At 68.7% G+C, this 613-nt stretch carries 1 protein-coding gene; it reads right to left on the bottom strand.

What is annotated here, in order from left to right; genetic code table 11:
- The coding region (locus N801_RS22185) for an NAD(P)/FAD-dependent oxidoreductase (protein ID WP_035941020.1) at nucleotides 1-613 on the bottom strand (613 nt) is incomplete at both ends.

The raw sequence follows: 613 nt of genomic DNA, 5'->3' as shown, positions 1-613 counted from the left end.
GTCCTCGATCTCGATGTCGTCCACGCGGCTCTCGAAGCGGAACTCGCCGCCCAGCGAGGCGATCTGGGCGCGCATCTGCTCGATCATCTTGACCAGGCGGAAGGTGCCGATGTGCGGCTTGCTGACGTACAGGATCTCGGGCGGCGCGTCGGCGGCCACGAATTCCTGCAGCACCTTGCGGCCGTAATGCTTGGGATCCTTGACCTGGGTCGAGAGCTTGCCGTCGGAGAACGTGCCCGCCCCGCCCTCGCCGAACTGCACGTTCGACTCCGGCTGCAGGGTGTTCTTGCGCCACAGGCCCCAGGTGTCCTTGGTGCGCTCGCGCACCACCCGGCCACGCTCCAGGATGATGGGCCGAAAGCCCATCTGCGCCAGGATCAGCGCGGCGAACAGGCCGCACGGGCCGAAGCCGATCACCACCGGGCGGCTGCCCTCGGGCAGGTCGGCCGGCGCCTGGCCGACGTACTGGTATTCCATCGGCGGCGTGGGCGCGACGGTGCGCAGGCCCGCGAGCCGCTTGAGGACGGCGGCCTCGTCGGCCACTTCGACATCGATGGAATAGGTCAGCGTGATGGCGCTGCGCTTGCGCGCGTCGTAGCTGCGGCGAAAGATG

The organism is Knoellia aerolata DSM 18566 (assembly GCF_000768695.1).
In the GTDB taxonomy this organism is placed as follows: domain Bacteria; phylum Actinomycetota; class Actinomycetes; order Actinomycetales; family Dermatophilaceae; genus Knoellia; species Knoellia aerolata.
The sequence above is the reverse complement of the archived record's forward strand: the minus strand, read 5'-3'. Positions and strand labels throughout refer to the sequence as shown.